This is a genomic window from Tenacibaculum sp. IMCC1, assembly GCF_054906355.1.
Map to the genome: position 1 here is coordinate 429,999 of NZ_CM142818.1, position 20,178 is coordinate 450,176.

The 20,178-nt window shown below is 31.1% G+C and carries 17 protein-coding genes; 12 read left to right on the forward strand and 5 right to left on the reverse strand.

The features are described from left to right. Positions 1-26: 26 nt before the first annotated feature. On the forward strand, positions 27-1,088 hold the full coding sequence (locus ACXIHB_RS02025; RefSeq protein WP_253056680.1) for a hypothetical protein: 1,062 nt from the start codon (positions 27-29) through the stop codon (positions 1,086-1,088). 24 nt (positions 1,089-1,112) lie between these two features. Here the strand turns inward: ACXIHB_RS02025 and ACXIHB_RS02030 are convergent, their stop codons facing one another. Beyond that, a complete protein-coding gene (locus tag ACXIHB_RS02030) occupies positions 1,113-2,009 on the reverse strand; it encodes a sterol desaturase family protein (protein ID WP_173360873.1) in 897 nt (298 codons plus the stop codon). Between the two features lie 123 nt (positions 2,010-2,132). On the opposite strand from ACXIHB_RS02030, the gene rpsF reads away from it, so the two are divergent. The 4 genes from rpsF (at position 2,133) to ACXIHB_RS02050 (ending at position 6,540) form a co-directional block, all read left to right on the forward strand. Further along, positions 2,133-2,474 (forward strand): 30S ribosomal protein S6, encoded by a 342-nt coding sequence (rpsF, locus tag ACXIHB_RS02035; protein ID WP_047788888.1) that lies wholly within the window; start codon positions 2,133-2,135, stop codon positions 2,472-2,474. Between the two features lie 3 nt (positions 2,475-2,477). Further along, positions 2,478-2,774, forward strand: a complete 297-nt coding sequence (gene rpsR, locus ACXIHB_RS02040; protein ID WP_028892048.1) for a 30S ribosomal protein S18 — start codon at positions 2,478-2,480, stop codon at positions 2,772-2,774. Positions 2,775-2,789: 15 nt separating this feature from the next. Then, positions 2,790-3,236, forward strand: coding sequence for a 50S ribosomal protein L9 (gene rplI / locus ACXIHB_RS02045; RefSeq protein ID WP_047788887.1), 447 nt, complete (start codon positions 2,790-2,792; stop codon positions 3,234-3,236). A gap of 106 nt (positions 3,237-3,342) precedes the next feature. Then, positions 3,343-6,540 (forward strand): TonB-dependent receptor, encoded by a 3,198-nt coding sequence (locus ACXIHB_RS02050; RefSeq protein WP_462098784.1) that lies wholly within the window; start codon positions 3,343-3,345, stop codon positions 6,538-6,540. A 245-nt stretch (positions 6,541-6,785) separates the two neighbouring features. Here the strand turns inward: ACXIHB_RS02050 and lysA are convergent, their stop codons facing one another. From lysA to ACXIHB_RS02065, 3 genes are all read right to left on the reverse strand, one after another. Continuing rightward, positions 6,786-7,991, reverse strand: a complete 1,206-nt coding sequence (lysA, locus tag ACXIHB_RS02055) for a diaminopimelate decarboxylase (protein WP_047788886.1) — start codon at positions 7,989-7,991, stop codon at positions 6,786-6,788. A gap of 281 nt (positions 7,992-8,272) precedes the next feature. Further along, positions 8,273-9,511 (reverse strand): peptidase T, encoded by a 1,239-nt coding sequence (gene pepT, locus ACXIHB_RS02060; RefSeq protein WP_462098785.1) that lies wholly within the window; start codon positions 9,509-9,511, stop codon positions 8,273-8,275. Positions 9,512-9,581: 70 nt separating this feature from the next. Further along, positions 9,582-10,655, reverse strand: a complete 1,074-nt coding sequence (locus ACXIHB_RS02065; RefSeq protein ID WP_462098786.1) for a DUF3810 domain-containing protein — start codon at positions 10,653-10,655, stop codon at positions 9,582-9,584. Between the two features lie 127 nt (positions 10,656-10,782). On the opposite strand from ACXIHB_RS02065, the gene dnaB reads away from it, so the two are divergent. The 7 genes from dnaB to bshA all read left to right on the forward strand — a co-directional run bounded on the left by dnaB (position 10,783) and on the right by bshA (position 19,165). After that, on the forward strand, positions 10,783-12,297 hold the full coding sequence (gene dnaB, locus ACXIHB_RS02070) for a replicative DNA helicase (protein ID WP_047788883.1): 1,515 nt from the start codon (positions 10,783-10,785) through the stop codon (positions 12,295-12,297). Positions 12,298-12,376: 79 nt separating this feature from the next. After that, positions 12,377-13,138 carry a hypothetical protein gene (locus ACXIHB_RS02075; protein ID WP_462098787.1) on the forward strand — a complete coding sequence of 254 codons (762 nt, stop codon included), beginning with the start codon at positions 12,377-12,379 and terminating at the stop codon, positions 13,136-13,138. A gap of 75 nt (positions 13,139-13,213) precedes the next feature. Next, a complete protein-coding gene (locus tag ACXIHB_RS02080) occupies positions 13,214-14,398 on the forward strand; it encodes an asparagine synthetase B (RefSeq protein WP_462098788.1) in 1,185 nt (394 codons plus the stop codon). Positions 14,399-14,722: 324 nt separating this feature from the next. Further along, positions 14,723-15,766 (forward strand): hypothetical protein, encoded by a 1,044-nt coding sequence (locus ACXIHB_RS02085; protein ID WP_073184125.1) that lies wholly within the window; start codon positions 14,723-14,725, stop codon positions 15,764-15,766. Between the two features lie 87 nt (positions 15,767-15,853). Beyond that, positions 15,854-16,765, forward strand: a complete 912-nt coding sequence (locus ACXIHB_RS02090) for a hypothetical protein (RefSeq protein ID WP_462098789.1) — start codon at positions 15,854-15,856, stop codon at positions 16,763-16,765. A 284-nt stretch (positions 16,766-17,049) separates the two neighbouring features. Further along, complete coding sequence (locus ACXIHB_RS02095; protein ID WP_253056668.1) at positions 17,050-17,895, forward strand: transketolase; 846 nt, start codon at positions 17,050-17,052, stop codon at positions 17,893-17,895. Between the two features lie 139 nt (positions 17,896-18,034). After that, a complete protein-coding gene (bshA, locus tag ACXIHB_RS02100; protein WP_167713864.1) occupies positions 18,035-19,165 on the forward strand; it encodes an N-acetyl-alpha-D-glucosaminyl L-malate synthase BshA in 1,131 nt (376 codons plus the stop codon). Between the two features lie 46 nt (positions 19,166-19,211). Here bshA and ACXIHB_RS02105 read toward each other — a convergent pair whose 3' ends face one another. Beyond that, positions 19,212-19,664, reverse strand: a complete 453-nt coding sequence (locus tag ACXIHB_RS02105; RefSeq protein WP_073184115.1) for a ferritin-like domain-containing protein — start codon at positions 19,662-19,664, stop codon at positions 19,212-19,214. Positions 19,665-20,178 lie beyond the last annotated feature (514 nt).

Consider the following 20,178-nt stretch of genomic DNA (forward strand, 5'->3'; position numbering starts at 1 on the left):
TATCAGTTTAATTTAAAATTACAGAAATGAAAAGAATACTATTATTAGTGTTGTTTGTAACGACTATTGCCCAATCTCAAGAAAAAGTATTTGAAAAAGAAGTAAAGAAAATATCAATGAGCATTGATAGTATTACTAAGCAGCAAAAAGACTCTTTAAAGATGAGAGTAAAAGAGATTAACACAAAATTAGAAAAGAATACAATATCGTTTGATGAAGCAACAGCATTAAAAAAAGAAGCAGCGGCTTATCACGCAGCTCAAATAGAGAAAAAAGTTAGTTTTGAAGAACAAAAACTACAACAACTTGTCCAAGACAAAATTGATGGTAAAATATTTAGTAGTGAAGAAAATTCAACCGAAAGTACTTTTAGTATAGCAGGAACTAAGTTTAAATTAGATTTTTCTAAAGAAGACATAGAAAAAGAAAAGAAAAGAAGAAAAAAAAGAACTACAACACAGTTTGTTTTTGCCTTAGGTGTAAATAATGCATTAACAAATAACAAGTTAAGTTCCTTAGACGATTCAGACTATAAATTTTGGCAATCACATTTTTACGAGTTAGGTTTTACTTGGAAAACACGTTTGTCAAAAGAACCTTCAAAAGCATATTTTAAATATGGTTTCTCTTTTCTATGGAATAATTTAAGAGCTAAAAACAATCAATATCATATTGTAAATGGAAATGAAACAAACTTAAGTATTCATCCAGAGCAACTTTCAGAAAGTAGGTTACGACATGTACAAATGACATTTCCAATGCACTTAGAGTTTGATTTTTCAAAAAACAAAAAATATTCTGATGGAGAAATTGTAGATAGAACACATCAAAGCTTTCAGATAGGAGTAGGTGGTTTCTTGGGTTTTAAACTAGGAACTCGTCAATATTTAGAGTATAAAAATGCACAAGGAGTTACAGTTGAAGAAGTTCAGAAGAATAATTTTAATATGAATAAATATAACTATGGGTTAAGTGCTTATGTTGCTTACCAAGGAATTGGATTATATGCTAAATATGACTTAAATCCACTATTTAAAAATACTGACACTAGGAATATCTCATTAGGTCTTCGATTTGATATTAATTAATTTGATTAATAAAAAAGGAGAAGTTTAAACTTCTCTTTTTTTATTTTCTTCCCATTCTTTACGTAAATCCATTGAAAGTTTTCCAGTACCATCATGTTTCCAACCAGGAGGTTTAAAAAGATATAGAAACCTTTTACCAAATGTAGTTTTACTGGTAAAAACATCGGTAAACATATTATACCATTCAATAAAAGCTACTTTAATAGGATTGTAAGTGTTTATATTGCTAACCAAACCATATACTGGTTTTTCAACTTCAGGTTCAAAAGTGCCAAAAAGCTTATCCCAAATAATAAAAATCCCAGCATGGTTTCTATCTAGATATTGAGGGTTGGTTGCATGATGAACTCTATGATGACTTGGAGTGTTAAAAACAGCTTCAAACCACTTAGGCATTTTGTTAATAAGTTCGGTATGAATCCAGTATTGATACAACAAACTAATACTCATTTGGGTCACGATCATTAGTGGATGAAAACCTATAATTGCTAACGGTGCCCAAAATATAAACGTATAAAAGCTTCCTGACCAAGTTTGACGTAAAGCAGTACTTAAATTGTATTTTGTAGAAGAATGATGCACCACATGGCTAGCCCAAAATAATCTACTTTCGTGTGCAATCCTATGATTCCAGTAATAGGCAAAATCTTCAGCAAATAACAAAATCAACCAGGCCCACCAAGTAAAAGGAATAGTAAACAGGCGATATTGATATAGAAATAAAAAAACTCCGAATATTAACCCTTTTGTAAACAGCCCTATAAAAACATTACCTAATCCCATAGTAATAGATGTAGCTGCGTCTTTAAATTCATAGTCTTCTAATTTTACTTTAACAGTTAATATTACCTCTATAAAAACTGTTAAAACAAAAAAAGGAATAGCGTAATGGACTAGATTAGGTATTTCAGGGGTTTGCATAAAAAAGAGTGTTTAGTTACAAACTTACACAAAATCATTAAATTATTTAAGTAGTAAAATTTGTTTATGGCTTAAAAAGCAGTATATTTGCAGGCTTAAAAATAAATTTTAAACAATTTAATTATGAATCATTACGAAACTGTTTTCATTTTGAATCCCGTTTTATCTGAAACTCAGATAAAGGAAACAGTAAAGAAGTTTGAGGACTATTTACTTTCTAAAGGTGCAGAAATGATTTCTAAAGAAGATTGGGGCTTAAAAAAATTAGCGTATCCAATCGAAAAGAAAAAAAGTGGATTTTACCACTTATTTGAGTACAAGGTAGCAGGTGAAGCAATTGCTCCGTTTGAATTAGAGTTTAGACGTGACGATAGCGTTATGCGTTATTTAACTGTAAAGTTAGACAAGCATGCTGCAGCTTGGGCTGAAAAGAGAAGAAACCGTGTTAAATCTGCAAAAAAGTAAGAAATGGCATCTATAGAACAACAAGCAAAAGGAAATAAGCAAGGGGAAGTACGTTATTTAACTCCGCTTGATATTGAAACTAAAAAAGAAGCTAAATACTGTCGTTTCAAGAAAAACGGTATCAAGTACATCGATTACAAAGATGCAGACTTCTTAATGTATTTAGTAAACGAGCAAGGTAAAATCTTACCAAGACGTTTAACAGGAACATCATTAAAATATCAACGTAAAGTGGCTCAAGCTATTAAAAGAGCTCGTCACTTAGCTTTAATGCCTTACGTTGGAGATATGTTAAAATAATAAAGAAGTAGAAACATGGAATTGATATTAAAACAAGACGTAGAAAACTTAGGTTTTAAAGACGATGTTGTAACCGTTAAGAATGGTTACGGACGTAACTACCTAATACCTCAAGGATATGCAATTTTAGCTACTTCTTCAGCTAAAAAAGTATTAGCAGAAAACTTAAAGCAACGTGCTTTTAAAGAAGCTAAATTAATAGAAGATGCTAACAAAGTAGCAGAAACTATTAAAGGTTATGAAATTAAAATAGCTTCTAAAGTAGGTTCGGGAGATAAATTATTTGGTTCGGTAAATAACATTGATGTTGCTGCAGCTTTAGCTAAGGCTGGTACTGAAGTAGATAAGAAATTTATCAAAGTTACTGGAGGTAACGTAAAAAGATTAGGAAAATACAACGCTGCTGTACGTTTACACAGAACTGTTGTAGCTGACATCGTATTTGAAGTAGTTGCTGAATAGTAACTAAATTGTTAAATACATGTTAATAAAGTATAAATCCGCTCTGTCGAGCGGATTTTTTTTATGCTTAAATTTGGGTTATAACATAAACAAAATCAGAACTATTATGAAGAAATTAATAATTTTTTCTTTTGTTTTTTTGAGTTTATCCATCTATTCCCAGGTAACCACATCAAAAATAAAAGGAACTGTAACAGACAATCAGGGTGAACCTTTGTTTGGTGCTAATATTGTTGTTTTACACGAGCCAACAGGTACCATATCTGGAGCCGTAGCTCAAGACAACGGAAGATATACCATACCTAACTTAAGAGTAGGAGGACCTTATAAAGTAACATTTAGTTATATTGGGTTTCAATCACAAGAAGTAACCAATATCTACTTAACTTTAGGAAAGACAACCAATATTGATGGTGTTTTGTCTGAGGATGGTGAACAATTAGAAGAAGTAGTTATATCAACAACCAGAAGTAAAGTTTTTAATAATGACAGAACAGGAGCACAAACTAGTGTAAGTGCTGTTCAGCTAAAAACCTTACCAACCATTTCACGCTCCGCTGCAGATTTTACTCGTTTAGAACCAACTGCAAGTGGAAACTCTTTTGGAGGGAGAAATGACCAGTTCAACAACTTTTCTTTAGACGGATCTATTTTCAATAACCCTTTCGGTTTAGATTCACCAACACCAGGAGGTCAAACAGGTTCACAACCAATTTCGTTAGATGCAATTGAACAAATTTCGGTTTCTACTGCACCATACGATGTTACTTTGTCTGGGTTTACAGGAGCTTCGGTAGATGCCGTAACCAAAAGTGGTACAAATGAATTTACAGGTACAGTTTATGGGTTTTACAGAAACCAAGATATGACTGGAGGCAAAATTAAAGGTCAAGAAGTTGTAAAACCTAAGTTAAGTCAAAGCCAATACGGAGCGAGCTTAGGAGGTCCAATTATTAAGGATAAATTATTCTTTTTTGCAAATTTTGAAAAAGATGATAGAGAAGATTTAGGAACAGCGGGTTGGATACCAAATACTGGTAGTGGAGCTGTTAATGAATCAAGAGTACTAGAATCGGATATGATAGCTGTTCGTGATGCTTTAGCAGCCTTAGGATATGATACAGGAGCTTATAAGGGGTTCACTTATGGTTCGGAATCTACTAAAGGAATTTTTAAATTAGATTGGAATATTAATGATAAAAATAGATTAGCATTAATTTATAATTTCCTAAGAGCTTCAAAAGAAACACCAGCACATCCAACAGCTCTAGGTATTAGAGGACCAAGTTTTTCTACATTACAATTTGAAAATTCTGGGTATGAAATTAATAATAACTTAAATTCATTTCAGTTAGAATTAAACTCTAATTTATCAGAAACAACTACTAACAAGTTACAAATAGGTTATACACATTTTGATGACTTTAGAAATCCGTTATCTGCACCAGCACCGGTAATTACAATTCAAGATGGTAATGGTAGTAATTATATTATAGCAGGTCATGAGCCGTTTTCTATCAATAACAAGTTAGACCAACGAGTTTTTCAGTTAACAAATAATATGAACTTTTATAAGGGAGATCATACGTATACCGTTGGTTTTTCATTTGAACAATTTGAGTTTGAAAACTCATTTAATTTAACAAATTATGAATCTTTCAATTTTGGAATTTTCCCATATTATGGATTATTTAACCCATACCCAGATGTAGCAACTTTTTTATCAGCTGCACAACCAGGTGGAGTAGTGGAGCAGTATTTAGCAGCTACTCAAAATGCTTACAATTCATTTAATGCTAATGGAGATGGTAATGATGGTGGTTGGAAACTATCTGAGTTAAATGTAGGTCAGCTGGCTTTTTATGTCCAAGATGAGTGGGAAATGAATGACAATTTTAAGTTAACTTATGGAGTTCGTTTTGATAAGCCGCTGTATTTCAATACATCCAGTTTAATTCAGAAGTTTATAGATACTGATAATGGAGCAACCAGAGATAACTCAGTACTGTACTACAACCCAAATACAGGAGAAGAACAACAGTTACTTTCAACTAAAATGCCTACAAACCAATGGTTAATTTCACCAAGAGTAGGTTTTAACTGGGATGTAAAAGGAAATAATACAATGCAACTTCGTGGAGGTTCAGGGGTTTTTACTGGACGTTTACCTTTTGTATGGATTGGAAACCAAGTAAGTGGAGCTGATGATGGTTTCTTCCAATTAGTTGATCCAGATTTTAAATTTCCTCAAGTATGGAGAACAAACTTAGGTTTAGACTGGAAATTTGAAAATGGAATTATAGCAACTACAGATATCTCTTATACAAAAGACATTAATGGTGCCCATGTACAAAACTGGGGGCTTAGAGAACCTAGTGCTACTTTAAATACACCATTTGATAATAGAGATATATATAATGGAAGTAATAAAGGAAATAATGCTTATGTGTTTACGAATTCAGACAAGGGTCGTGTATGGAATGCTTCTTTAAAACTTCAAAAAACTTTTGATAACGGATTATATACAAGTGTTGCCTATAACTATTTAAATGCTAAAGATGTAAACTCTATTGAGGCAGAAATTACTGGAGATGCTTTTGCTTTTAATCCAGTGGTAGGAAATGCTAATAATGATGTTTTATCATATTCAAAATATGGAGATACACATAGAATTATTGGTGTAGCGTCTAAGAAGTTTACTTATGGAGGAGATAAGTTTGCTACTACTATTTCTACATTTTTTGAGTATGCCCAAGGAGGAAGGTTTAATTATACTTATGGAGGAGACATTAATAATGATGGGTCTGCTGTAAATGATTTATTATATGTTCCGACTAGTTCAGAGCTTAATCAAATGCAATTTAGTGATCCAGCTCATGCAACAGCCTTTGAAAGTTATATACAACAAGATGATTATTTAAATGAAAGAAGAGGGCAGTATGTAGAGCGTTATGGAGCTTTAGCACCATGGAGAGGCAAATGGGATTTAAAAATATTACAAGATTTTAATTTTAACGTTTCTGAAGAAAAACAAAATACAATACAATTAAGTCTTGATATCTTAAATGTAGGAAATTTACTAAATTCTGACTGGGGAGTAGTGCAACAACCAAATAACGTACAACCTTTAGGTGTAAGGTTTCCTGATGTAAATCCAGCTAACACCAATCCTTCTAATTATGTGCCAGATTATTCTAAAGAACCTACTTATACATTTAGTACCAATCAGGAACAGACATTTGGATTCGATTCTAGTTTACTTTCTCGTTGGCAAATGCAAATAGGTTTACGTTATATATTTTAATAAAAAAATAACATAAAAAAATAATAATACCACTCATTTTTTGAGTGGTATTTGTTTTTGAGTTAAAATTATTTGTAATAAAGGGTGCTTTTCCTGTGAAAAATTTGAAATAAATAAGTGATATTTGTAGATGTAAATAAAGATAGGGGACTTTAATTACAACGTTTTAAAATATAGTCTTTGAGGGGTTGATTATATTTTAAAAAAACTCTGGCCTTATTAAGACCAGAGTTTTTAAGTGTTTATTATAATGTAATGTTTTCTTGATTTTTAATAATATCTTCCATAGTTTCCCGCTTCCTAATCAAATAATCTTTTCCTTTATAAATCATAACTTCTGCAGGTCTAAATCTTGAATTATAATTAGAAGCCATAGAGAAACAATAAGCACCTGCATTATGGAAACATAATATATCGTCTTCAGATATTTCATTGATTCTTCTATTAGATCCAAAGGTGTCATTTTCACAAATATATCCAACAATACTATAAAAACGCTCTCTTCCTTTAGGATTAGATAAGTTTTCTATATAGTGATAAGAGTTGTAAAACATAGGACGAATTAAGTGATTTAAACCACTATCAATACCTGCAAAAACAGTTGAAGTTGTTTGTTTAATAACATTTACTTTTGCTAAAAAATATCCAGCTTCACTAACTAAAAACTTTCCAGGCTCAAACATTAAGGTAACTTCCTTTCCGTAGTTTTTACAAAATTCATTAAATCGGTTAGATAGCTTTTTACCTAGTTCATTTATATCAGTTGAAATATCGTCTTTTTTGTAAGGAACCTTAAATCCACTACCAAAATCAATAAAATCAATATCTTTAAATTGTTTTGCCGTATCAAATAAAATTTCGGTAGCTCTTAAAAAAGTATCAATATCTAAAATATCAGAACCAGTATGCATATGTATTCCATTAATGTGCATTCCAGTATTTTCAACAACTCTTTTTATATGAGGTACTTGATGAATTGAAATTCCAAACTTAGAATCAATATGTCCTACTGATATTTTGCTATTACCACCAGCCATTACATGCGGATTGATACGAATACAAACGGGGATTTTAGGATGCTTTTGCCCAAATAATTCTAAAATTGATAAGTTATCAATATTAATTTGAACACCTAATTTAGCAACTTCTTCTATTTCTTGTAGAGAAACTCCGTTAGGCGTATATATAATTTCATGAGGCTCAAACCCTGCTAATAAACCAAGTTTAACCTCTTGAATAGAAACCGTATCTAAACCACTGTTAAGCTTATTAAAAACCTTTAAAATATTAATGTTTGATAATGCTTTAACAGCGTAATTAATTTTTACATTTTTAACTTTAGAAAAAGCAGATGTTATTTTTTTATACTGAGATATAATTTTTTCAGTGTCGTAAACATACAAAGGTGACTGATATTTGTCAGCCAGCTTTAAAAGGTCTTGTCTATTCATTTACTTTAATATTTGCAGGCAAAAGTATAGAGGTGAATGATTACAAAAAATAAAATGAAAGAAATTCACAAATTTGTGTTTTTTTGTGAAATTAGGGGTTTTACGTCTAGGCAAAAGGGTGTTTTCCTATAATATAATCTTTTAAAAAGAATCATATTTGCCATGAAATAAAATTAAGGGGATTTATTTCAAACAGAATGATATTTTTTAAGGGGTAAAAATATCATAAAAAAACTCTAGCGAAAGCTAGAGTTTTTGATTTTATAAAAGGTAGTATAAGATTACTTAAATTTTACCGCAACTTTTTGTGCAATTCCAACAATTACTTCACTAGCCTTTATTATACTTTCAGCAGGAACATATTCATAACGTCCATGGAAGTTATGTCCGCCAGCAAAAATGTTAGGACAAGGTAAACCTTTATATGATAATTGAGAACCATCAGTACCACCACGAATAGGCTTAATTAATGGAGTAATTCCCATATCTTTCATCACCTCTTCAGCAATATCAACAATGTGCATTACAGGAGTAACTTTTTCTTTCATGTTAAAATATTGATCTTTAATTTCAACAGAAACTAATTTTTGTCCACGCTTAGCGTTTAAAACTTCAGCTAAATCAAGCATTGCTTTTTTACGGTTGTTGAATTGATCCATATCATGATCTCTAATAATATAGCTCAATGTTGTTTGCTCAACTTTACCCTCCATATGATGTAAGTGGAAGAAACCTTCATAACCTGTTGTTTTTTCAGGAACTTCATCTTCAGGCAATGCATTGATAAATTCACTAGCAATAAGCATTGAGTTAATCATTTTACCTTTTGCATACCCAGGATGTACAATTTTACCTTGAATAGTAACTGTAGCGCTAGCAGCATTAAAGTTTTCGTATTCTAACTCACCAATTTGACTTCCATCCATGGTGTAAGCCCACTCAGCTCCAAATTTCTCAACATCAAACATATGAGCACCTTTACCAACCTCTTCATCAGGAGTAAAGCAAATACGAATTTTACCATGTTTAATTTCTGGGTGTTGAATTAAGTATTCCATTGCAGAAACAATTTCAGTAACCCCAGCTTTATCATCAGCACCTAATAATGTAGTACCGTCAGTAGTAATAATAGTTTGACCTTTATATTGTAATAAATCTTCAAAATAATCAGGAGATAAAACGATATTCTCTTCTTTGTTTAATAAGATATCTTTTCCGTCGTAATTCTCATGAATTTGAGGTTTTACATTAGCTCCAGTAAAATCTGGACTTGTATCAATATGAGCAACAAAACCAATAGTAGGTACTTCATAATCTAAATTACTAGGTAAAGTTGCCATTAAATAACAGTTCTCATCTAATTCAACATCTACCATTCCTATTTCCTTTAGTTCTTTTTCAAGAACTTTAGCTAAATTCCATTGTTTTTCAGTACTAGGAAATGCTGGGTTATTAGGATCGCTTTCAGTATCAATAGTTACATATTTTACAAATCGGTCGATTATATGTTGTTTGTTCATCGTAGTATTTTTAAAGCATCAAAAATAGCCATTTCAAATGTATTTTGTCAATTGAAATACGATGAAATTTTTAAGAACTTTTCTTTTTAAAATAGGCAATCAATAAATCGACAACATAACTATATGATTGAATCCCTTTTGATTGATTATTAGCTTTGAGGTAAGAGTTGTATCCCTTCTTTAAATAAGGTTCAATAGGGTTTTTAAACTGTTTCCAATGTAAATAAGTAGCCTTGTAGTCTTTATAAACACCTTTGTTTACTGTCTTAGCAATTTCTTTACCTAATGCTTTATCTCTTTTGTAAACTTGACCAATACAATAGTTATAAGCCATACGGTATCCAGAGTACTTAAAATACAAGTCTTTATTAGCTATGGAGGCTAAAAAACTCACAAAATTGGCATCATTTTCAGCTGCCCAACCAATTTGATGTGCCATTTCATGACAGGTAGTTGCTGGATAACCCGTTTTAGGAATCATATTATTTACTTGTGCTTCTCCTGTTATTGGATTTAAGTACCCTGATGTTCCATTGTATGATTGAAATAAACTAACTAATGAGCTTTTAATTGAGGAAGTTTGATAAGTAAGTTGGGGATATGTTTTCGAAAGTTCCTGAAACCCGTTAGGAGCTAACTTATAAATTTCTCTTTGAGAATATGGAACTATTACAGGGACTGAATCATTTTTTGTTATTTGTAAATGGACTTTGTTTAGTTCTACTACAATCTGTTTAGTTGTTGAAATTAGTTCTTCAGTAGTGTAGGAGGATTGTTTTAGCTCAAGATTTTTAGCTAACGGCTCTCTAAAATAATTTAATCCCCAAAAAGCATAAAAACAAAAATAAATAATAGATAAAATTGCAATAAATTTTACTAACTTAGGAAGGAAGTTTTGAAACCTTTTTTTAATTAAAAAATAGATAGATTTTAATAAAAGATACAATAAAACAAAACCAATTATATCCCCAACAGAAAAAGGAATCCAACCTAGAATAATTCGAAAGAATTGTGAAATATACGGGTAAATTCCATTACTATAATAAAATTCAATCCATTGTGGTTTTTGGCTTATAAAAAGCACAAAAATTACTTGAATAGGCAGAAATAAAGCAACAAAAAAATATTTTTTTAGGTTATGCATGCCACCAAAAATAAGAAAGTTGTAACGTTATCAACAAGTTAATAACAGTTTATTTACAAAAAATGTGCATAAAGAAAATTGAATAATGTCTCTACTAATATCATCTTAAAAATTTACTTTTGCTATTATGGAAAGAACCCAATCTCTCAAAGGAACAAAAATAGATAAAGCTAGAATTATAAGCTTAGAAAAAGGAAAGTTACCACCGCAGGCTTTAGAGTTAGAAGAGGCTGTTTTGGGGGCTATGATGATTGATAAAAAAGGGATTGATGAAGTAATTGATATTTTACATCCTGATGCTTTTTATGATAAAAGGCACCAAGAAATTTATGCTGCTATTTACGAGCTTTTCCAAAATTCAGAACCAATTGATTTACTTTCTGTATCAAATCAATTAAAGAAAAATGGAAAGTTAGATTTAGCAGGGGGAGATTTTTACTTAATTGGGTTAACTCAAAAAGTAGCCTCATCTGCACATATTGAATTTCACTCTAGAATTATTCTAGAAAAATTCATTCAACGTAAACTAATTACCATTTCTTCTGAAATTATTGAAAACGCATACGATGAAACTGTTGATGTTTTTGATTTACTAGATGATGCCGAAGGAAAATTATTTGAAGTAACACAAGGAAACCTTAAAAAGGGAGCGGAAAGAGCTGACTCTTTAGTTCAGCAATCGATTAATAAGATTCAAGAAATTTCAACCAAAGAAGGGATGAGTGGTTTGGCAACCGGATTTACCAAACTAGATGCATTAACCTCAGGTTGGCAACCTACCGATTTAATCATTATTGCAGCACGTCCTGGTATGGGTAAAACGGCTTTCGTAATATCGATGGCGAAAAATATGGCAATCGATTTCGGACACCCAGTAGCATTATTTTCACTAGAGATGTCCTCGGTACAGTTAATTACTCGTATGATTTCTTCAGAAACAGGGTTGACTTCTGAAAAATTACGTAAAGGAAACTTAGAACCTCATGAATGGGAGCAATTGAATGTAAAAGTAAAAAAGCTTTCGGATGCCCCTATTTTTATAGATGATACACCAGCACTATCTATTTTCGATTTACGTGCAAAAGCACGTCGTTTAGTGTCACAACACGGAGTTAAAATCTTAATTATTGATTACTTACAGCTAATGACAGCAGGAGGAGCAGGAGGTAACCGTGAACAAGAAATTTCGACGATTTCGCGTAACTTAAAAGCACTAGGTAAAGAATTAAATGTACCTGTAATTGCCCTTTCTCAGTTATCACGTGCGGTTGAAACCCGTGGAGGAAGTAAACGTCCGTTACTATCCGATCTTCGTGAATCTGGAGCGATTGAGCAGGATGCCGATATTGTATCATTTATTTATCGTCCTGAATATTATGGTATGACAGAATGGGATGACGACGATCATTCGCCATGTGAAGGACAAGGAGAGTTTATTGTAGCAAAACACCGTAATGGTGGATTAGATAATATTCGTTTGAAGTTTACAGGACACTTAGCAAAGTTCTCGGATTTAGAAGAAGGGTTTAGTAGTGAATTCCAATCGAGTATGAATTCAGGATTTAACGATGAAGTAGCATCAAGTAATTTTGCTTCACCAGAAGATGCTTTTGGACCGAGTGATGATGATGTTCCGTTTTAATCTTTAAATAAAACTTAAAATATTATAGAATACACAATTGCTAAAAAGTAATTGTGTATTTTAGTTTAAAATATAGTTTATGAGAAGATTTTTGTTTTTAGGAATATTATTATACTCAAGTTATTTATACCCCTGTGATTGTGGAATCGAAACAATAGTGAACAAATTTGCCCACTCCAGTTTTGTTGCAAAAGGAAAAATAATTAAGAATTATAAAAACTTGAAGGGAGAAAATGTCTATAGAGCAGATATTAAAATAGACAAACTGTATAAAGGGGAGAAGGTTGAGTCAATTTTTGTTTATGGTAGAAGTGATGAGAAGATGGGAACCTCATGCGATATTTTTATACCTGAGGAAACAGAGTTAATTTTTTATGCTCATAAAGATAAATCTGGTAGACTTATAATTGGAATGTGTTCTGGGCTACTTTATTTAAATAAGGAATCTTCAAGAGAAAAAGAAAAGGAAATAAGAGAATTAAAAATACTTAAGTCTTTATCCAAGCTAAATGATAGAGATATAAATAAAGTAAAATTATATTCTTCCGAAATAGGTGATTTATTGGATGATTTAAAAGGTTATGATTCAAAAAAGAAATATGGAATTTATAAGTTGATTTTTTCCAAAAAATTAAGGTTAAAAAGAATAAAAGTTGTTGATGGTTTCACAGATAAGAATGTAGATAAAAAAATAAAAAGAATTTTAAAAAATGTTAAATGGGAACCTCTTAGATATAGGGATTCAATAAAACTAAAAAACAATTACATTTATTTTTTAGATATTTATCATTATTCTAGAGAAAAAAATAATAAAAGTTTTTATACTATATTTAATTTATAAATGAAACAATTTCTCTACATACTAACATTTTTCCTTTTTTCAAACTCACTATGGGCATCCTTTATTTATGTACCTATGAGTAACGAAAATCAAAAGAATCATTTAAAAGCATATGGTATTGTGTATTATGCTTTGCAAAATGGTTTGAAAGCTAAATGGTTATTAAATTATGATGGAGGTGCTTTTTTAATTGAAAATAATGAAGCGGTAGAAAAAGAATGTAAAATACGAGGTGTTTCCTATCAAATAATTTCAGATGCTAAATCAGCATTAATCTTAAAAGAAATTTCTTCGCCTTCTAAAAATCAAGAAGCAGTTACGTTGGAAAAAGCACCTAAAATAGCAGTATATTCTCCAAAAGATAAAATGCCTTGGGATGATGCAGTAACCATGGTACTGACATATGCTGAAATTCCGTTTGATGTAGTATATGATGAAGAAGTATTAAATGATAAACTATTGTTGTACGAATGGTTACACTTGCATCATGAGGATTTTACAGGTCAGTACGGACGTTTTTATGGAGCTTTTAGAACAGCGCCTTGGTACATTCAACAAAAAAAAGATGCGGAAGCCTTAGCCAAGAAACTAGGATACAATAAAGTGTCAGAAGAAAAAGGAGCTGTAGCGAAAAAAATTCGTGATTATGTAGTAGGTGGTGGATTTATGTTTGCGATGTGTTCTGCAACCGATAGTTTTGATATTGCTTTAGCAGCTGATGGTGTAGACATTTGTGAAGGAATGTTTGATGGAGATGCCTCAGAACCTAATTATCAATCAAAAATAAACTTCAATAAAACTTTTGCCTTTAAAGATTTCGAATTGATTCGTAATCCTACTACATATGAGTTTTCTTCAATAGATATGACTCGTAAACGAAGAATAAGAAAAGAAGTAGATTACTTTGTGCTAAAAGAGTTTTCTGCAAAATGGGATCAGGTACCGACTATGTTAACCCAAAATCACACCATGTTAGTGAAAGGTTTTATGGGACAAACAACATCGTTTGATCCTAATACTATAAAATCTACAGTTATTGTTTTAGGAGGAAATAAAACCAATGGAGAAGGACGCTATATTCACGGAACTAAAGGAAAAGGAATGTTTACCTTTTACGGAGGCCACGATCCTGAAGATTATCAGCATAGAGTAGGAGATCCTAAAACAGAATTAGATTTACACCCAACCTCACCAGGATATCGTTTAATATTAAACAATGTATTATTTCCTGCCGCTAAAAAGAAAAAACAGAAAACATAACCGATATATGTAATTACTTGTTTTTTTAGTGTGTTATGTTGTTTTTTTTAGTTAAGCCTTGTACCTGTTTAATACTACTTAATGTATTGATAAACAACGTTTAAGGTTTTTTTTAAAGTGATTCGTTTGTTATTTATATAATTTAGTAAGAGTAAAATCAAAACTCGTTTTGTAATGTATTGAATGGTTTGTGATTAGCGCGCAACTTCATGTTTCATTCTTTAGTTTAATAGTTTGATCACCTGTTAAATAGTTTTGGTTTTTAGGCGTATACTGAAAAGCCTAAATAGAGTAGGTAAAAACTAAACTTAAAACTAAATTATCATGGCAACAAAACTTACAGAACCATCTAATGGTGTCGTAAAAGAACAAGTTGGAGCAAATATGGAAACTCCAACTAATGGAATGTATAATACCCTTTGTCAATCATTAAACTTAAGTGACAAAAGCTTTCAAATGATACAAGGTGTATTACCAGTTCAAAGTTCAGCGTCAGAACTATATAATTATTTTGATGGTGTTCCCCCAAAATCTGTAGGAGTATTGTATGAAGGTAACCCTTTAAATACTTTAAGCGGTAATTACGCTACAATGCTAAGTAAAACAGAAGATACAGGTACATTCTTGTATAAAATAGCAATGAGTAATTATACAAACTCTAACAATTGGATTGGAGGCAACATGGGAACTAACCCTATATACATTCCAGCCTTTGAAGAGTTAAAATTACAAGTTGAAAAAGGTTCTTCAGCAACAATTCATTTTGATTCTCAAACGTCTAATGATGATATTCAAAACTCATGGGCACAAAGCAACGGTTCTTCAGGAGTTGGTTTCTGGGGAAAGAAGTCTAATAGTGTTTCAAAGTCATTAAATGAAAAAGCTTCTGCAAGTAGAATTACTGTAGATATGGATTTTAATAAGTATGCTTTTCTAGCTGTTAGAGCAGGAGGATGGTTTTTCTCTGGTTATTTTACAGATATGTACCAAAATCCTGATCAATTTCAAAATCAAGATGATTGGAATAATTTATTTGGTCCATCTGGTTCTTTACAAAGAGTAACCAACCAAGCTTTACTTGTTTCTGGTTACACAATTACTGTAAAATCTTGGGCAACTTATAGTCAATCTGATTTTGAAGAAATTCAAAAAAGTACAGAGACCAATGTATGGCCATTCTATACATCAGGATCATCATCAAAAGCTACATCTAGCTATAAATTTAATGATGATAAAACGATTTCTGTAACAATCACATCTGCACCAGGAGATTTACAAATTTTTGGTATGGGAGTAATTCCAACAGATAGAGCTGTAACAGGTGGTAGTACAAACCATGTTTTAAAAGCACCTTCAAGATTAATTTAATCTTATAGTTAAGAGAGCACATGAAAACCATGTGCTCTACTTAACTTTTTATATAAATTTATTATGGTTAATTTAAAATGATGAATAATGAAGTCCCCCGAGAGTTTTAATTATTTAGTGCTAAATGAATTGGCAGAATTATTTAATGCACAATTAAGTAATTTTACATTCTATGCATTTTTACCAAATTTACCCACAAACGAAGCTGATTTTTCAGTTTTAATAGATACTATTCCAGTAGGAACAGAGTTTTTTGATAGCACCCTTCCACTAAATTATTTTAGTAAGGTGTATGGGAGAATTTTAAATGCTCAAATAAACCAACCTTTAGCGATTCAAATAGGATTGAATGATTATAATAACGCAACAAACTGGATAGTCCCATATACAATACCAAAGTATACACCTAGTTTAAATACTTTTAAAGGAGCAATAGGAAACTCTTCACAGTCAAAAATTATTGTAAAATCAAACGAACAAGTTATACGCATTCCTGTTTACCCAGAATTTCCTGTTTTAGTTGTAAATACCTCGTTAGATAATTTTACCAATGAAGTGGCAAAATCAGTTGTAACTGTAACCATAGCTTTTAGTGAATCTACTACACAGAAAATTAACTTTGGAAATTGGTTTTCATCTGCTGCTTTTTTATACGCATATCAGACTCCAAGCAATTGGGATGACTCTGTAATATCTTGGGATGAAGTTTTTAATCCCAAAACAGGAATATTAAAAAACATTAACTCATATATATCTGCTGTTTCAGATATGACAATAAAAATTCATATTTCTGGAACATATACAGAAGAAACAGTAAGCTTATTAACATCTATTCCAGAACAAGTAATATTCCCTTTTTATCAGCAAATAAATGGAGCTATAATAGAGTACACTTTAGAAACTGACAAAAGCTTAACAATAACGTTAAAAGTTCCTAAAAATAACCAATATTATCTTTTTGGAGTTCAGTATCAAAATGTAGAAGAATTGTTAACCTAATACTTAAAGATTAAGAAGGACTTATGGTCTTTTACCGTTACTAGAATCTAAAAGTATCAAAAAAACATGGTTTTCTTGTTTTTTTGTAATTGTTAGTTTATCAAATAAATAAGTTTTTTAAATCACGTAAATAAAGAGTTCAATAACGATTCATTTAGAACGGGAAAATTAAACGAAAAAGAAAACTTAATTTAGATGAACCCTTTTTCTTTTTACTTAAATAAAAAAGTAATTGCTCATTTTTACATAATCAATTACATTTGTGGGTATAAAACAAAACAATAATGCCAACAACACAACAATTACAAGATTTTACACAACAAGTTCGTAGAGATATTGTACGAATGGTACATGCTGTAAATTCAGGTCATCCAGGAGGTTCTTTAGGGTGTGCTGAATTTTTAACCTGTTTGTATCAGGAAATTATGGATTATTCTACCGATTTTTCTATGGACGGTAAAAATGAAGATTTATTTTTCTTGTCAAACGGACATATTTCACCAGTATATTACAGTGTACTAGCTCACAGTGGGTTTTTCCCTGTAGCTGAGTTGGCAACCTTTAGAAAGTTAGACTCTCGTTTGCAAGGTCACCCAACTACGCACGAAAATTTACCAGGTATTCGTATTGCTTCAGGTTCTTTAGGACAAGGTATGAGTGTTGCTATTGGTACTGCTGAAGCAAAAAAGTTAAATGGAGATGATAAAATTGTATATTCATTACATGGTGATGGAGAGTTACAAGAAGGTCAGATTTGGGAAGCAGCTATGTATGCTTCTGCTAAAAAGGTTGATAACTTAATTTCTACCGTAGATGTAAATGAAAAGCAAATTGATGGATCTACTGATGAAGTTTTAGCCATGGGAAGCTTAAAAGCTAAATTTGAAGCTTTTGGTTGGGATGTTGTAGAAATTGCAGAAGGAAATAATGTAGAAGCTATTTTAGCAGGAATGGCAGAAGCAAAATCACGTACAGGAAACGGAAAGCCAGTTTGTGTATTATTACGTACTGAAATGGGGAATGGAGTTGATTTTATGATGCATACCCACGCGTGGCATGGTAAAGCACCTAATGATGAACAGTTAGAGGTTGCTTTAGCTCAAAACCCAGAAACTTTAGGAGATTACTAAAATAAAGAGTAGTTAAATATTTTAAGCGCCATTACAACTTTGTAATGGCGTTTTTATTTTATGAAAAACTTTACAAAAAGAAGTAAGTAAAACCGTAAATTTACGTCTGTAATCATATAAAATAACCAAATAGATACAGATGAAAATAGGAATTGTATGTTATCCTACCTTTGGAGGAAGTGGAGTAGTAGCAACCGAATTAGGAATGGCATTAGCAGATAAGGGTCACGAGGTACATTTTATAACGTACAATCAGCCTGTTCGATTAGATTTCTTTTCTCATCGTTTGCATTTCCACGAAGTTGTTTTAGAAGAGTACCCTTTATTTCAATATCAACCTTATGAATTAGCTTTATCAAGTAAAATGGTGGAAGTAGTTCAAAAATATGAACTTGAAGTGTTACACGTACATTATGCTATTCCGCATGCCTATGCTGCTTACATGGCAAAAAAAATGCTTGAAGATAAAGGAATTGACATAAAAGTAGTAACAACATTGCATGGTACAGATATTACTTTGGTAGGAAGCCATCCAACCTACAAAACCGCAGTAGAATTTAGTATAAATAAATCAGATGAAGTTACCGCAGTGTCTAAAAGTTTAAAGGAAGATACTCTTAGGTTATTTAATATTGATAAAGATATTAAAGTGGTGTACAATTTTATTGATGGAGAAAAATATGATAGAGCTCATGAGGGAGAGTGTAAAAGAGAAGCGCTAGCTAAACCGGAGGAAAAAATCCTAACACATATAAGTAACTTTAGGCCTGTAAAGCGTACTGATGATGTAATTCGAATTTTTAATAGGGTTCAAGAAGAAGTTCCATCAAAATTATTAATGGTTGGTGATGGCCCTGAGCGTTTAAAAGCTGAGAACTTAGCTAAAGAGTTAGAAATCGAAGACAAAGTGCTTTTTATGGGGAATAGTACAGAAGTAGCAAAAATATTATGTTATACCGATGTGTTTTTATTACCATCTGAAACAGAAAGCTTCGGGTTAGCAGCTTTAGAAGCCATGGCTGCAAGCACAGTAGTCATATCCACAAATACAGGAGGTTTGCCAGAAGTTAATATTCATGGTGTAACAGGCTTTTTAAGTAAATTAGGTGATATTGAAGGTATGGCTAATAATGCTATTAATATTTTAAAAGATGATAAAGTTTTGAATGAGTTTAAGGAAAATGCAAAAGAACATATTAAGCTATTTTCACTAAATAATATTCTCCCAGCTTATGAGAGACTTTATAAAAAATGTTCAGTAGAAGCATAAAAAAAGGAGAGTTATCAACTCTCCTTTTTTTAATTAAAAACTATCACTATTTAATTTTTTCTAGTTCTTTTACTAATATAGCATCATTTAATATAATGTCTCTTTGAGATTTTAATAAATTAGTTGTAGAGTTTGGTAAATGTTCTTCAGAGTTAATTACTTCATTATATTCTTCAAGTGAAGCTTTTTCACCTCTTAAAGCCTCTTCTAATATAGCTTCTTCACTTTCATTTGAGAAAAAAGCTTTGGTATTCATCCAAGCCCTGTGTGCTGTTCCCTTTAAACTACCTCCTTTTTCAGGAGATTGACCAAAAGATTTTATTTCTGATTTTAACTGTTTACCAAACATTTCACGTTCATTGGCTTTACGAACAAAAAGATTTGTTAATGTTTCACTATTTACATTTTCTGCAGCTGTTTTATACCCTTTTGCAGCATCATAATTTTTTTCTAATAATCCGTTTAACTTATTTGATACTTCTTCTGTGTAACTATACATATATTTTAAGTTTTTAAATTAATGAGTAATTTTTTATTGATGTTTACCCAAATACCATCAAGTTAGAACACCGCCCTCTTTTTTGAGAAAAAGAACCAATTAAAATAATGGTACTAATTCCTAAGCTTACATAAGTATTGTTATTATTTTGAGAGTTAAACTCAAAAATGTTAAATAATATGTAATCTAAAATGTTATGATTTTTATAAAAATCCTAGTTTATTAATATGATATCAGTAAGAATAAACAGTGTTTATCATTATTCTATTCATAATATTTTAAGTCATAAATGTGTAAATAAAAACGCTTAATATTTTTATGACTAATTAATTACATTACAAAATTAATATTTACTTGAAATGCTGTTTAGCTCATATCTTTTCTTTTTTTGCTCATATACAAAACTCTTGTTAAAATCAAATGTTTGTAGAAAAGATAGAATACATTAAGCAAAAAAATGTAATTTTATATCATTAAAAGAATGTGTTATTGGTATAGCGTCTTAAACATATTA

Excerpts from the sequence above, each read along its gene's own strand:
- ACXIHB_RS02025 (WP_253056680.1), top strand. The coding sequence starts at position 27 with ATGAAAAGAATACTATTATTAGTGTTGTTTGTAACGACTATTGCCCAA.
- ACXIHB_RS02030 (WP_173360873.1), bottom strand. The coding sequence starts at position 2,009 with ATGCAAACCCCTGAAATACCTAATCTAGTCCATTACGCTATTCCTTTT.
- rpsF (WP_047788888.1), top strand. The coding sequence starts at position 2,133 with ATGAATCATTACGAAACTGTTTTCATTTTGAATCCCGTTTTATCTGAA.
- rpsR (WP_028892048.1), top strand. The coding sequence starts at position 2,478 with ATGGCATCTATAGAACAACAAGCAAAAGGAAATAAGCAAGGGGAAGTA.
- rplI (WP_047788887.1), top strand. The coding sequence starts at position 2,790 with ATGGAATTGATATTAAAACAAGACGTAGAAAACTTAGGTTTTAAAGAC.
- ACXIHB_RS02050 (WP_462098784.1), top strand. The coding sequence starts at position 3,343 with ATGAAGAAATTAATAATTTTTTCTTTTGTTTTTTTGAGTTTATCCATC.
- lysA (WP_047788886.1), bottom strand. The coding sequence starts at position 7,991 with ATGAATAGACAAGACCTTTTAAAGCTGGCTGACAAATATCAGTCACCT.
- pepT (WP_462098785.1), bottom strand. The coding sequence starts at position 9,511 with ATGAACAAACAACATATAATCGACCGATTTGTAAAATATGTAACTATT.
- ACXIHB_RS02065 (WP_462098786.1), bottom strand. The coding sequence starts at position 10,655 with ATGCATAACCTAAAAAAATATTTTTTTGTTGCTTTATTTCTGCCTATT.
- dnaB (WP_047788883.1), top strand. The coding sequence starts at position 10,783 with ATGGAAAGAACCCAATCTCTCAAAGGAACAAAAATAGATAAAGCTAGA.
- ACXIHB_RS02075 (WP_462098787.1), top strand. The coding sequence starts at position 12,377 with ATGAGAAGATTTTTGTTTTTAGGAATATTATTATACTCAAGTTATTTA.
- ACXIHB_RS02080 (WP_462098788.1), top strand. The coding sequence starts at position 13,214 with ATGAGTAACGAAAATCAAAAGAATCATTTAAAAGCATATGGTATTGTG.
- ACXIHB_RS02085 (WP_073184125.1), top strand. The coding sequence starts at position 14,723 with ATGGCAACAAAACTTACAGAACCATCTAATGGTGTCGTAAAAGAACAA.
- ACXIHB_RS02090 (WP_462098789.1), top strand. The coding sequence starts at position 15,854 with ATGAAGTCCCCCGAGAGTTTTAATTATTTAGTGCTAAATGAATTGGCA.
- ACXIHB_RS02095 (WP_253056668.1), top strand. The coding sequence starts at position 17,050 with ATGCCAACAACACAACAATTACAAGATTTTACACAACAAGTTCGTAGA.
- bshA (WP_167713864.1), top strand. The coding sequence starts at position 18,035 with ATGAAAATAGGAATTGTATGTTATCCTACCTTTGGAGGAAGTGGAGTA.
- ACXIHB_RS02105 (WP_073184115.1), bottom strand. The coding sequence starts at position 19,664 with ATGTATAGTTACACAGAAGAAGTATCAAATAAGTTAAACGGATTATTA.